Origin of the sequence: Streptomyces malaysiense (assembly GCF_000980885.2) — a bacterium.
GTDB lineage: Bacteria > Actinomycetota > Actinomycetes > Streptomycetales > Streptomycetaceae > Streptomyces > Streptomyces malaysiense.
The window spans coordinates 66,230-79,317 of sequence record NZ_LBDA02000049.1; the positions used below are offsets into that span (position 1 = coordinate 66,230).

The 13,088-nt window shown below is 74.1% G+C and carries 12 protein-coding genes; 6 read left to right on the forward strand and 6 right to left on the reverse strand.

Annotation, left to right across the window (positions count from 1 at the left end; genetic code table 11):
• Window positions 1-27: 27 nt before the first annotated feature.
• The 4 genes from VT52_RS20700 to VT52_RS20715 are packed head-to-tail and all read right to left on the reverse strand — an operon-like array spanning window position 28 to window position 3,460.
• A complete protein-coding gene (locus VT52_RS20700) occupies window positions 28-1,092 on the reverse strand; it encodes an NAD(P)H-dependent flavin oxidoreductase (RefSeq protein ID WP_046426538.1) in 1,065 nt (354 codons plus the stop codon).
• The gene (locus VT52_RS20705) at window positions 1,092-1,832 is read right to left on the reverse strand and encodes a CoA-transferase subunit beta (RefSeq protein ID WP_046426535.1); all 741 of its coding nucleotides are present in this window, start codon (window positions 1,830-1,832) and stop codon (window positions 1,092-1,094) included. Before VT52_RS20705 ends, VT52_RS20700 begins: the two co-directional genes overlap by 1 nt.
• Complete coding sequence (locus VT52_RS20710; RefSeq protein WP_046426532.1) at window positions 1,829-2,680, reverse strand: CoA transferase subunit A; 852 nt, start codon at window positions 2,678-2,680, stop codon at window positions 1,829-1,831. The genes VT52_RS20705 and VT52_RS20710 overlap by 4 nt, the downstream gene beginning before the upstream one ends.
• On the reverse strand, window positions 2,681-3,460 hold the full coding sequence (locus VT52_RS20715) for an enoyl-CoA hydratase family protein (RefSeq protein WP_046426529.1): 780 nt from the start codon (window positions 3,458-3,460) through the stop codon (window positions 2,681-2,683).
• A 143-nt stretch (window positions 3,461-3,603) separates the two neighbouring features.
• Between VT52_RS20715 and VT52_RS20720 the strand changes: the two genes are divergently transcribed.
• The gene (locus tag VT52_RS20720; protein WP_046426580.1) at window positions 3,604-4,362 is read left to right on the forward strand and encodes an SDR family oxidoreductase; all 759 of its coding nucleotides are present in this window, start codon (window positions 3,604-3,606) and stop codon (window positions 4,360-4,362) included.
• A gap of 1 nt (window position 4,363) precedes the next feature.
• Window positions 4,364-5,278: an SDR family oxidoreductase gene (locus VT52_RS20725; RefSeq protein WP_046426526.1), complete on the forward strand. Its 915-nt coding sequence runs from the start codon at window positions 4,364-4,366 to the stop codon at window positions 5,276-5,278.
• Window positions 5,279-5,303: 25 nt separating this feature from the next.
• Here VT52_RS20725 and VT52_RS20730 read toward each other — a convergent pair whose 3' ends face one another.
• Window positions 5,304-6,185 carry a hypothetical protein gene (locus tag VT52_RS20730; protein WP_046426523.1) on the reverse strand — a complete coding sequence of 294 codons (882 nt, stop codon included), beginning with the start codon at window positions 6,183-6,185 and terminating at the stop codon, window positions 5,304-5,306.
• 117 nt (window positions 6,186-6,302) lie between these two features.
• Window positions 6,303-8,057: a glycoside hydrolase family 35 protein gene (locus VT52_RS20735; RefSeq protein ID WP_046426521.1), complete on the reverse strand. Its 1,755-nt coding sequence runs from the start codon at window positions 8,055-8,057 to the stop codon at window positions 6,303-6,305.
• 98 nt (window positions 8,058-8,155) lie between these two features.
• Here VT52_RS20735 and VT52_RS20740 point away from each other — a divergent pair, with 98 nt between their 5' ends.
• The 4 genes from VT52_RS20740 to VT52_RS20755 all read left to right on the forward strand — a co-directional run bounded on the left by VT52_RS20740 (window position 8,156) and on the right by VT52_RS20755 (window position 13,065).
• A complete protein-coding gene (locus VT52_RS20740; protein WP_079175154.1) occupies window positions 8,156-9,139 on the forward strand; it encodes a helix-turn-helix domain-containing protein in 984 nt (327 codons plus the stop codon).
• Window positions 9,140-9,173: 34 nt separating this feature from the next.
• Window positions 9,174-9,506 carry a chorismate mutase gene (locus tag VT52_RS20745; RefSeq protein ID WP_046426519.1) on the forward strand — a complete coding sequence of 111 codons (333 nt, stop codon included), beginning with the start codon at window positions 9,174-9,176 and terminating at the stop codon, window positions 9,504-9,506.
• A 123-nt stretch (window positions 9,507-9,629) separates the two neighbouring features.
• The gene (pepN, locus tag VT52_RS20750) at window positions 9,630-12,122 is read left to right on the forward strand and encodes an aminopeptidase N (protein WP_046426517.1); all 2,493 of its coding nucleotides are present in this window, start codon (window positions 9,630-9,632) and stop codon (window positions 12,120-12,122) included.
• A gap of 106 nt (window positions 12,123-12,228) precedes the next feature.
• Window positions 12,229-13,065 carry an NAD(P)H-binding protein gene (locus VT52_RS20755; protein ID WP_046426514.1) on the forward strand — a complete coding sequence of 279 codons (837 nt, stop codon included), beginning with the start codon at window positions 12,229-12,231 and terminating at the stop codon, window positions 13,063-13,065.
• Window positions 13,066-13,088: the final 23 nt, after the last annotated feature.

A 13,088-nucleotide genomic window follows, 5' to 3' on the forward strand; every position in this document is an offset into this window, starting at 1 on the left:
GACGGACCTCAGGAACCGTCGGCGCCGTCAGCCCCGCTCGCCTCCGGCCAGTTCCGTCAGTCCCTCCAGCACCTCCTCCGCCTCCCTCACGATCCGCTCCACCAGTTCCGCGCACGAGGGCAGGTCCTCGATCACCCCGGTGACCTGTCCGGCCGCCATCACCCCCAGGTCGGTACGGCCGTCCACCATCGCCGACCTGAGCAGCATCGGCGTGTTCGCCGCGAGCAGGAGCCGGCTCCAGGACAGCTCCTTGCCGTGCCGCAGGGCGAGGCCGTCGTGGACCAGCTGCCGCCAGGTCAGCCCGGACAGCCGCCGGAAGCCGGCCGCCCGCCGCACCGCGTGCCCGAGGGTCCGTATGCGGCCCGAACGCTCCAGCGCCGTCACCAGATCCGTGCGCAGCATGCGGTGCGGCAGGCCGTCCACCGCGCGGGTCACGGTGACGTCCCCGACCGTGGCCGCCAGATACCTGGCCTTCACCGGGTCCGGCACCGTCGAGTCCGAGGTCAGCAGGAACCGGGTGCCCATCGCCACCCCCGCCGCCCCGTAGGCCAGTGCCGAAACCAGCCCCCGCCCGTCGAAGAATCCGCCCGCCGCCACCACCGGTATCCGTACCGCGTCCACCACCTGTGGCAGCAGCACGCTCGTCGCCACCTCGCCGGTGTGCCCGCCGCCCTCGCCGCCCTGCACGATCACCGCGTCCGCGCCCCACGCCGCCACTTTCTCCGCGTGCCGTCGCGCCCCGACGGACGGGACGACCACCACTCCCGCCTCCTTGAGCCGGGTGATCAGCTCGGGGGAGGGGGCCAGCGCGAAGGAGGCCACCCGGACACCCTCCGCCAGCAGGATCTCCACCCGCTCGGCCGCGTCCTGGGCGTCCGCGCGCAGATTCACCCCGAACGGCGCCTCCGTCCGCGACCGCACCTCCCTTATCGCCGCACGCAGCTGAGCGGGTGTCATCGTGGCCGAGCCCAGGACGCCCAGCGCGCCCGCGTTCGCCGCCGCCGAGACCAGCCGGGGCCCGGCGACCCAGCCCATCCCGGTCTGCACCACCGGATGACGGACGCCGGTCAGCCGGGTGAGCGCGGTCTCCATCAGTCCCGCACCCCCTCGGGCACCGCGCGCTCCCGGTCCCCGTCCGGGTCCAGCACCTCACGGATCAGCCGCAGTTCCCCTGGCTCGGGCTCCCGGGTGTCCGGCACCTCGTCCGGTACCACGAGGCCAAAGCCCGTCGCCTCCCGTACCTCGGCCACGCCCACCCCCGGATGCAGCGAGGCCAGCCGCATCGAGTGGTCCGGCGTCGCGAAGTCGAGGACCCCCAGATCGGACACGACCCGCCCGAGGCGGTGGAAGCGTGCCGTCCGGCCGAGCGCGGCCGCCCGGTCGTACCCCACCCCGCACACCATGTCCACCCGCTCCACGAAGACCCGCCGGGAGTGCCGCGGTATCCAGTAACTCGTCTGGTTGTTGAGCGTGTTGAGCGATGCCCCGCGCACTCCGAGCAGCTGGCGGCGGGGGCGGGCCCAGTCGCCGACGCAGGAGATGTTCTGATTGCCGTACCGGTCGATCTGGCTCGCGCCCATCATCACGTGCCGGCGGCCGCCCGCCACCAGCGTCAGATGCTCCCGGAAGGTCAGCCGGCCCTCCGGCCTCCCGTCCGGGCGGACCAGCAGGGCCTCCCCGTCCGTCAGCAGCAGGTCCGGCGCGAAGGTGAGCCGGGCCAGCCGGGCACCCAGCGAGGGGATCAGCCCCATCGGGCTCGCCAGTATCTCCCCGGCACCGCGCCACGCCTCGGCGCAGGCGATCACGCAGTACTCGGCCCGGGTCGCCCTCATCGCCCCTCCTCCTCGCGCCACTCGGCCACCGCCGCCCGGTACCCGTCCTCGCCGGCGCCGAGGAACCGCCCGGCGAACTCCGGCCACGGGGTGCTCGCGTACAGCCGCTGGAACTCCTCGTCCCGGTCGTAGTCCGGAGCGCAGGACGTGAAGTGCGCGCCGTCGGGCGCCTCCACCACGCCCGTCACCGTGAGGCGCCGCAGCAGCAGCGACTCCGGGGGCGCCTCCTCGGTCAGCTCGGCCGTGTCCACGATCCGCTCGCAGGAGACGTAGGCCGCGTCCGCCGCCGCGCAGAACAGATCGTCGAAATACGGGTCCGGGCCCAGGCACTGGCCGGTGCCCAGCCGGTCGGCGCGGTGCACGTGCACCAGGGCCGCGTCCAGCCGCAGCGCGGGCATCGCCACCAGCGTCTCCCCGTCCTCGTACGGCGAGGTGACCGTCCGCAGGCCGGGGTTGACCCGCATCACGTCCGAGCCGACGCCCGCCCGCACCGGCAGGAAGGGCAGCCGGTGCGCCGCCGCCTCCAGGCCGCGCAGCAGCATCCCCTCGTCCACCTCCGTCAGTTCCAGCCCGCCGTGCTCGCGGGCCGTCCGGTAGTGCGGTTCGAGGGGGATCGAGTCGAGGGTGACGAAGGCCGTGACCAGTCTGCGCACCCGCCCGGCCGCGGCCAGCATCCCGACGTCCGGGCCACCGCAGGAGACGACCGTGAGATCGCGCAGCCCGGACCGCAGCAGGGCCCGCACCAGGGCCATCGGCTTGCGGCGCGCACCCCAGCCGCCGATGCCCAGGGTCATCCCGTTCTCCAGCCGGCCGACGACCTCCTCGGCGGTCATCGTCTTGTCGCCCATCTAAACCCCCTCCTCCCCGTCCTCCCCGTCCTCCCCGTCCTTCCCGTCCTTCCCGAACGTGTCGCGCACCCGGCCGGCCAGGCCGCTGAGGCCCGCTTCGAAGGTGAAGCCCTGCTCGAAGCGGTAGCTGCGGCGCACATCGACCGGATCGATCCCGTTGATCGCGGCCTTGGCCATGCGCAGCAGCCGCCCGTCCTTGGCGGCGATCTCCCGGGCCAGCTCCAGCGCCGCCGCCCGCAGTTCCGCGCCCGGCACCACGCGCCACACCGAGCCGTGCCGGTGCAGTTCCGCCGCGGTCGCCGTCCGCCCCGTGTAGTACAGGGCGCGCATCAGATGCTGCGGGACCAGCCGGGCCAGATGGGTCGCGGCGCCCAGCGCGCCCCGGTCCAGCTCGGGCAGCCCGAAGACGGCGTCCTCGCTCGCCACGACCGCGTCCGCGTTGCCCACCAGGCCTATCCCGCCTCCCAGGCAGAACCCCTGGACCGCCGCGACCACGGGCGTCTCGCACTCGTACACCGCGGCGAAGGCGTCGGCGCAGCCCTGGTTCGCGCCGATCAGTGCCCGCTGTCCGTGCGCCTGTATCTCCTTGATGTCCACGCCCGCGTTGAACCCCCGGCCCTCGGCGGCCAGCACCACGCAGCGGACCTCGGGGTCGCGGCCCGCCGCGCGCACGGCCTCGGCCAGCGCGGACCAGCCGGTCACCGGGAGCGCGTTGACCGGCGGGAAGTCGACGGTGACCACGGAAATCCCTTTTTCCGGGGACGAACGGGAGACACCCATGGGCGCATCAGCTACCTTTCCACCAAACATTTGTTAGGTGCGATGGCTTCGAAATTAGCAGCCGCCACGGACCAGCGGGAGGCCCTGTGGAAAACTCGACCGCGCGCCCTGTGGACAACTCCTGGCCCGATCCGGCCGGCTCCCTGCGCGGCCGTACCGTCCTCGTCACCGGCGGCACCCGCGGGGTCGGCGCCGGCTTGGCGCGGGCCTTCGCCGACGCGGGTGCCCACGTGCTGACCTGCGCCCGCAGACCCCCCGAACAGCCCCTGGAGGGGATCGAGTTCGCCCCGCTCGACCTGCGGGACCCGGCCGCCGTCCGGGCCTTCTTCGGTGCGCTGCCCGGCCTGGACGTACTGGTCAACAACGCGGGCGGGACGCCGTACCGGCGGCTGCTCGACGCGGACGCCGAACGGCACGCCAAGGTGCTCGAGCTGAACCTGACCGCCCCGCTGACCGCGTCCCTGGCCGCGTACGAGCACCTGCGGCGCAGCCGGGGCTCGATCGTGATGATCGGCAGCGTCAGCGGCAGCCGCCCCTCGCCCGGCTCCGCCGCCTACGGCGCGGCCAAGGCGGGGCTCGCCGGTCTGGCCGCGTCCATGGCGGTGGAGTGGGCGCCGCATGTGCGGGTCAACACGCTCGTGGTGGGCATGGTGCGCACCGAACAGGCCGCCGCGCACTACGGCGGCCCCGACGGCCTCGCCGCCGTCGCCCGCACCGTCCCGCTCGGCCGGCTGGCCGCTCCCGCCGACGTCGGCGCCGCCGCCGTCTTCCTCGCCTCCGGCGCCGCGTCGTACATCAGCGGGGCGAGCCTCCAGGTGCACGGGGGCGGTGAGTGGCCGGGGTTCCTCGGCGCGCTGGGGCGGGGGCCCGCGGGATGTCCGACTTCCTTGGAGGAGAGCTGAGATGAGCGGAATCTGCGCGGGCCGGGTGGTCGTCGTCACCGGTGCGGGGCGGGGGCTGGGGCGGGCGCACGCCCTCGCCTTCGCGGCGGCGGGGGCGCGGGTCGTCGTCAACGACCTCGGGGTACGGCTCGACGGCGAGCCCGGCGGCGAGAACCCGGCGCGGGCCGTCGCCGCGGAGATCCGCGCGGCGGGCGGCGAGGCGGTGGCGCACGACGGGGACGTCGCGACGGGCGAGGGCGCGGCGTCGCTGGTGCGGACCGCGCTGGAGGCGTACGGGCGGCTCGACACGCTCGTCAACAACGCGGGGTTCCTGCGCGACCGGATGCTCGTCAACCTCGGCGAGGACGACTGGGACGCGGTGCTCCGGGCCCACCTCAAAGGGCACTTCCTGCCGCTGAGGCACGCCGCGGCGCACTGGCGGGCGGAGGCGAAGAGCGGGCGCGGACCGGCCGGGCGGGTCGTCAACACCAGCAGCGGGGCCGGCCTGCTGGGCTCGCTCGGGCAGGGGAACTACAGCGCGGCCAAGGCCGGGATCGTGGCGCTCACCCTGGTCGCGGCGGCCGAACTCGACCGGTACGGCGTCCAGGTCAACGCCATCGCCCCCGCGGCCCGGACCCGGATGACCGAGCGCGCCTTCGCCGGGACGATGTCCGCCCCGGCGACCGGTTTCGACGCCATGGCCCCGGAGAACGTCTCGCCGCTGGTGGTGTGGCTCGGCTCGGCCGCGAGCGCGGGCGTGAGCGGGCGGGTGTTCGAGGTCGAGGGCGGCCGGCTCAGCGTGATGGAGGGCTGGCACCGCGGCCCCACGGCGGACAAGGGAGCCCGGTGGGGAGTGGAGGAGGTGGGTGAGGAGGCGCTGAGACTGCTGGCGGAGGCGGCACGGCCCGGTGCGGTGTACGGAGCGGGGCCCGGCTGACCTGCCCCGTCGGCCGTCCCCGCGCTCACGTGTCGCATTCCAGCACCATCCCGCACAACCCGCACCGGGCCCGCACGCGCCCCCGCACCGGCACCCTGATCCGCTGGTGGCAGGTCGGACAGGGGAAGGTGACGTGGAGGCCGCCGGAGGGATCGGAGCCGAACGAGTAAGGGACGCCCGGGGGAGCCGCCGCGGCGTGGCGGCGGTCGTGGGCGTAGCGGCGGCGGCCCGTCCAGCCGGCGCCGGTCAGCGGGGGCTGCCGGATGTCGTGGCGGGCGCGGGCCAGCCCCTTCGTGTACGCGGTGTACGCCTGGGGGCTGGTGAACCGGATCGAGGGGTCCTCGTCGAAGAGCAGGGCCCGCTTGGCCAGGACGTACCCGAACTCCTCCGGGGTGAGGTAGCCCAGCTTCTGCGAGGAGAGCGAGTCCTCCCGGTAGGCGTCCAGCAGCAGCCAGCCCGCGCCCAGGTACGTCGTCACCGTGTCCGTGAGGATCTCGTTCTCCGCCGTCGTGGGGAAGGCGAGGTCCAGGCGGTGCAGATAGACGTGCGCCACCTCGTGCGCGAGTGCCGCGCCGATGTCCTCGCGGTGGGTGCGGAAGCGGTCGTTCAGCTCCACGAAGTACTCCGGGCCAGCCGCCAGTTCGATGTTCGCCGCGTGGGCCATCTCCCGGAAGCCGACGATCAGCCGCGCGTCCGGCAGCCGGAAGTGCCGCACCAACTCCCGGGCCACCCGCTGCGCGCCCAGATGCAGGTCGTCGGTGTCGCAGAACGCCACGTCCGCGGGGGCCACGCTGGTCGCGAAGGTCCGCACGGCCGTCGGCGACAGCCGCCGGTACAGCGCCGTGATCGCCGCCCGCACCGTCTCCAGATGCGGGAACCCGTGCTCCACCGGTCCGCCGTTCGCCACCTCGGCACCCCCAGACCCCGACAGCCCGCGCCGGCCACCGACGAGCCTCGGCGACCGTCCCTCCAGGGTAGGCGCCCCGCCGCCCCCGCACCCGGCCGCCGCCCGGGACGGCCCGCCTCACACCGGCAGCAACCGCGCCCCCGCCGCGCCCGCCGCCTCCTCCAGTTCCAGCACCCACACCTCGTTCTCCCCCTCCCGCAGCACCGGCCCGGGGACGAACAGCGACCGCTGGGGCCCCACCGACCAGTAGCGGCCGAGGCAGAAACCGTTGATCCACGCGAATCCACGCGTCAGGCCGGGCAGTTCCAGCCGCGCGTCCCCGGCCGCCTTGCGGACCGTGGCCGTGCCCCGGTACAGCCCCGGACCCCCCGCCGGGGGCGGCGTGGTGAACGGCACCGCCGACACCCCGTCCCCGAACGCGTCCAGGTCCAGTCCCCGGGCCCGCACCCCGTGCAGGTACTGCCGCTCGTGCAGCACACCCCCGGTGATCCCCTTCGGCTCGCCCAGGAGCGGTCCGTAGTTCACCCGGCCGAGGGACTCCACCCACAGCTCCACCCGCGCCGGACCCGCGACGGGCTCCGCCAGCCGCGGTTCCGCCTCGGTGAGCACGCCGGCCCGCACCCCGTCGACGTACACCACGGCCAGGTCCCTCAGCCCCCGTACGGACAGCGGGTACGGCTCACGCGGTCCGGGCACGTCCACCTCGTAGCGCACCAGGCCGCGGGTGACGCCCAGTTCCTCGAACGTGGGCGGCCGGGGGCCCGTCGTCTCCTCGCCGCCCAGGGCGGCCAGCACGGCGTCCACAGGAGCCCATCCGGTGAGCGGAACCCCGACCGGGGCGGCCAATCGCGCGGGCTCCGGCGGGAGCTCCGGCAGCGGCCCCTCCCGGTAGCGCGCCAGCACCTCCCGGAAGCGCCGGAACTTCTCCGTGGGGCGTCCGTACTCGTCCACCGGGGCGTCGTAGTCGTACGACGTCACATCCGGCCGCAGACCGCCCTCGTGCGACTCGCCGCCCCGGTTCGCGCCCGCCCAGCCGCCGAAGCTCGTGCCGCCGTGCGCCATGTAGAGGTTCACCGAGGCGCCGCACTCCAGGATCTCCCGCAGCGCCTCGGCGGCCTCCCCGGGGTCGCGCACGGCGGGCGTGCCGGACCAGTGGTCGAACCAGCCGCACCAGAACTCCGAGCACATCAGCGGGCCCTCGGGACGATGGCGGCGCAGCGCGGCGAAGGACTCGCGCGCGCGGGAGCCGAAGTTCACCGCGGCGAGCACCCCGGGCACCGACCCGCCGGTCAGCATGTGGTCCTCCGGGCCGTCGGAGGTGAACAGCGGCACGGTGACGCCGCGGGCACGGCACAGCGCGGCCAGTTCGGCGAGATAGCCCGCGTCGGAGCCGTAGCTGCCGTACTCGTTCTCCACCTGCACCAGGACGACCGGGCCGCCGCGGTCGGCCTGCCGGGACACGATCTCGGGCAGCAGCCGGCCGAACCAGTCGCGGACATGGCGCATGTACCGCTCGTCCCGTGTGCGCACGCTCCCGCCCAGCCCGCCCGTCAGCCAGGCCGGCAGACCGCCGTTCTCCCACTCGGCGCAGATGTACGGGCCGGGCCGCACCACCGCCCACAGGCCCGCCGCGCGCGCCGCGTCCAGGAACCGGCCGACCGCCGCCACGTCCCGGTGGCGCCCGGGGGCCGGCTGGTGCAGATTCCACGGCACGTAGGTCTCCACGCAGTTGAGGCCCATCGCGCGCAGCATCGCGAGCCGGTGCCCCCACTGCTCCTCGTGCACCCGGAAGTAGTGCAGCGCACCGGACAGCAGCCGCACCGGCCGCCCGTCCAGCAGGAAGTCCCTCTCGCCCACGGTGAACTCGCTCATACCGCCAAGGCTCACCCCTTCCGGCACCCGGCGCCATGGACGAAGATCGGCACCACTTGGACAAAAACCGGCCGCCGCCGACGCCGGCAGGAGCAGCGATGTACCAGACCTGGATGCGGTTCTTCAGCCCCGGCCCCGCCCATCAGCGCCTCGGCCTGGTCTGCCTCGGCGTCGGACTCCAGCACGGCGCGCTGCCCACCGTCGGCCCGCGCACCCTCGACCACCACGTGGCCGTCGTGATCAGCTCCGGCGGCGGCTGGTACGCCGGCGCCGACGGCCGCCGCAGGGCCGTCACCGCGCCCGCGCTGCTCTGGCTCACCCCCGGCGTGCCCCACCACTACGGCCCCGACCCGGACACCGGCTGGGACGAGGGCTTCGTGGACTTCGCCGGGCCCGCCACCGCCACCTACACGGAGCTGGGCTACATAGAGCCCGAACGGCCCGTCGTGGCCCTCTCCGACGCGGCGGAACCGCGTGCGGCCGTCGCCCGCATCGCCCGCGCCGCCCGCCGCGGCAACCCCCTGCTGGAGGTGGAGACCGGCGCCGCCGTGCACGAACTCCTCGTCGCCCTGCGCCGCGCCCGCGCCGACCTCGCCCCCGACGGCGAACAGGTGCTCGAAGCCCTCGCCCGTGACGCCTGCGCCCCGTTCAGCGTCGCCGACCACGCCGCCCGGCACGGCATGACCACCGCCGAACTGCGCGGCGCGGTCCGCCGGGCGGCCGGCTGCACCCCCAAGGACTATCTCCTCGGCATCCGGCTCGGCCGCGCCAAGGAACTCCTCGCCGCCACCGAACTGTCCGTCGCCGCCGTCGCCCGCCGCGTCGGCTACGACGATCCCGCCTACTTCTCCCGCCTGTTCACCCGCCGCGTCGGTCTCGCCCCGGTCCGCTTCCGCGCCCAGCAGGGCCGCGGCGTCCCGGGCGGCTGGAGCGACCGGGTCCCGGACCCGGACGATCCCCCGATGATCGGCCCCGGTGTTCCCCCGGCGGCCGGCCCCGGCGACCCGGCCGTTCCCCCGGCGGGCCGCCCGGAGGCCTCCCCGGTGATCCGTCCGGTGATCCATCCACCGGACACCTCATGAGTCCCGCCCCGCCGACCGCATAGGGTTGGCGTCCATGACCACCAGCAACACGGGTACGGGTGACGTGGACCCCGCGGTCCGCCAGGAACTGGAGCGGCTGCGCGACAGCATCGACAACATCGACGCGGCCGTCGTCCACATGCTCGCGGAACGCTTCAAAGCCACCCAGCAGGTCGGCCGGCTCAAGGCCGTGCACCAGCTGCCGCCCGCGGACCCGGCCCGTGAGGCGCGCCAGATCGACCGGCTGCGCCGGCTCGCCGAGAACGCCAAGCTCGATCCCGCGTTCGCCGAGAAATTCCTGAACTTCATCATCGCCGAGGTGATCAGGCACCACGAACGCATCGCCGAGGACACCAACGGGAGCTGAATCCGGAACCCGGATGCCGGGCACCGAATTCCGAACAAGGCGAAAGAAAGGGGCGGGTCGGATAATAGCCGTGTAACGCTGCTCCTCTGTGCGCTGTCAGTCCCATCAGGCAGCATGGCGTGTATGTCCGTACTCACGCGCGATGAAGCGCAGCTCCGAGCTCAGCTCCTCGACGTCCACCGCTACACGGTCGAACTGGACCTCACCACCGGGGACGAGACCTTCGACTCCCGCACCGTGATCCGGTTCACCACGCGGTCCGACGGGGACACGTTCCTCGAGGTGAAGCCCGCCGAGCTGCGCTCCGTGACCCTCGACGGACAGCCCCTGGACCCGGACTCGCTGCACGCGGACCGGCTGCCGCTGAAGAACCTCACCGCGGGCGAGCACGAGCTGCGCGCCGAGGCGGCCATGCGCTACTCCCGCACCGGCGAGGGCATGCACCGCTTCACCGACCCGGTCGACGGCGAGACCTACCTGTACACGCAGTTGGCCATGGACGACGTCCAGCGCGTCTTCCCGGCCTTCGACCAGCCCGACCTGAAGGCCGTCTTCGAGGTCTCGGTCAAGGCGCCCGAGGAATGGACCGTGCTCGCCAACGGCGTCACCGAGCGCGGCTCCGACGGCATCTGGCGGGCCGCGCCCACCCCGCCGATCTCCACGTACCTGGTCGCCGTCGCCGCCGGCCCCTGGCACTCGGTGCGCACCGAGCACCGCGGGCTGCCCTTCGGAATCCACTGCCGCCGCTCGCTCGCGCCCTACCTCGACGTCGACACCGAGGAGATCTTCGAGGTCACGCGCGCCTGCTACGACCGCTACCACGAGAAGTTCGAGGAGCCGTACCCCTTCGACTCCTACGACCAGGCGTTCGTGCCCGAGTTCAACGCGGGCGCCATGGAGAACCCGGGCCTGGTCACCTTCCGCGACGAGTTCGTCTACCGCTCCGCCGTCACCGACACCGAGCGCCAGCTGCGCGCCATGGTCATCTCGCACGAGATGGCCCACATGTGGTTCGGCGACCTGGTCACCCTCAAGTGGTGGGACGACATCTGGCTGAACGAGTCCTTCGCCGAGTACATGGGCTACCAGACCACCGCCGAGGCCACCCGCTTCAGCGACCCCTGGACCGAGTTCGGCGTCACCCGCAAGGCATGGGGTTACGAGGCGGACCAGCGCCCCACGACCCACCCGGTCGCCCCCGAGGGCGTGGACGACGCCGCCTCCGCCCTGCTCAACTTCGACGGCATCTCGTACGCCAAGGGCGCCTCCGCGCTGCGTCAACTGGCCGCCTGGCTCGGCGAGAAGGACTTCCTCGCGGGCATCAACACCCACTTCGCCCGGCACAGGTTCGGCAACGCCACCCTCGCCGACTTCCTCGACTCCCTCGCCTCCGTCACCGAACGCGACGTGCGCGCCTGGGCCGACAGCTGGCTGCGCACCACCGGCGTCGACACCCTCACGCCCGTGATCGAGGCCGCCGACGGCGCCTGCACGCTGACCGTCGACCACCAGGGCGGCCGCCCGCACCGCATCGTCGCCGGTCTGTACGACCACGACGTCGCCGACGAGGGCCGGCTGATCCTGCGCGAGCGCCTCGAACTCGACGTCCCGCAGGACGCCCCGCGTCCCATCGGCAAGCGCCCCGCGCTGCTCCTGCTCAACGACGGCGACCTCACCTACGCCAAGGTCCGCTTCGACGCCGAGTCCTTCGACTCGGTCCGCGGCAGCCTGTCCGGACTGCCCGACCCGCTCACCCGCGCGATCGTGTGGAACTCCCTGCGGGACGCGGTGCGCGACGGCGAACTCGCGCCCGCCGCCTATCTGGAGATCGCCCGCGTCCATCTGCCGCGCGAGACCGATCTCGCCATCGTGCAGGGCGTGCTCGTCTTCGCGAGCGGCCAGATCGCCGACCAGTACCTGCCGGCCGAGGAGCGCCCGGCCGCGCTCGCCACCCTCACCGCCCTCTGCCGCGACCTGCTGCGCCGCACCGAGGACGGCGACCATCCCGGCCTGCGCCTGATCGCCGTCCGCCACCTGGTCAACGTGGCCGCCCACCCGGACACCATCGCCGCCTGGCTCGCCGACGGCACCGTGCCCGGCGGTCCCGAACTCGACCCCGATCTGCGCTGGCGCATCCTCGCCCGGCTCGCCGTGCTCGGCGCCACCGACGAGGCCGCCATCGCCGCCGAACTGGCCCGCGACCCCAGCGCCACCGGCCAGGAGGGTGCCGCCCGCTGCCGCGCCGCGCTGCCCGACCCGGAGGCCAAGCGCGCGGCCTGGGCCGCGATGTTCGACAGCGACGATCTGTCCAACTACCTGTTCACGGCCACGGCCCACGGCTTCTGGCAGCCCGAACAGGCCGATCTGGTAAGAGAGTACGTGCCGCGCTTCTACGCGGAGTCGGTCCCCCTGGCCGCCCGCCGCGGCCCCGCCATCGCCGCCTCCGTCGGCCGCTGGTGCTTCCCGGCCCACGCCGTCGACGCCGAGCACGTGCGCCTGGGCGAGGAGTGCCTGGGCCGCGACGACCTCACCCCGTCCCTGCGCCGCGCCCTGGCCGACCGCCTGGACGACCTGGGCCGCGCGCTGCGGGCCCGTGAGGGGGAGGCGCGGCAGTAGGGCCGACGGCCCGGGGCGCCGCTCGTCCTGAAAGACGATGCGGCGCCCGGCCCGCCCCCCTAGGCTCGGCGACCGACATGCTCAGCCGAGCCGGGAGGCAGCCATCGTGATCGCAGTGACCGGCGCGACCGGGAACGTGGGCCGCGCCCTGGTGGACCGGCTCCTCGCCGCGGGCCGGCCGGTACGCGCGCTGACCCGCGACCCGGAGCGGGCCGCGCTGCCCGAGCGGGCCGAGGCGGTGCGGTTCCGGCCCGAGGAACCCGCCGCCCTGTTCGACGGGGTGACCGGGGTCTTCCTCTACGCGCGGGCCGTCACCGAGCCCCTGCTGGCGGCGGCCCGCGCGGCCGGGGTCCGCCACGCCGTCCTGCTCTCCAGCGGCATCGTCCGGGAGGGCGCCGACGAGACCCACCCCATCCACGTCCTGCACGCCACCGCCGAGCGGCTGATCCGCGAGAGCGGCCTGGAGTGGACGTTCCTTCGGCCGAACGGTTTCGCCGCCAACGCCCTCCAGTGGGCACCCCAGATCCGCGCCGGGAACACCGTCCGGGGCGTCTACGCGCACGCGGTCGCCGCACCGATCCACGAGGACGACATCGCCGCCGTCGCCGAGCGCGTGCTCCTGGACGGCGGCCACGAGGGCGCCGTGCACCGTCTGACCGGACCGCGGGCGGCCACCAACGCCGACCAGGTGGCGGCGATCGGCGCGGCCGTCGGCAGAGAACTGACCTTCGTGGAGATCGACCCCCGCACGGCCGGCCCCGAGCTGTTCCCCCACCTGGACGCGTACATGCTCGACCGCCTCCTGAAGACCTTCGAGGCCACCGTCGGGGTACCCCCGGAGATCACCCACACGGTCGAGCGGATCACGGGCACCCCGGCCCGCACCTTCACCCGGTGGGCGCGGGACCACGCGGCGGACTTCGGCGCCGGTCCAGCGGCCTAGGAGGCGCGTTCCGGGGCCCGGTG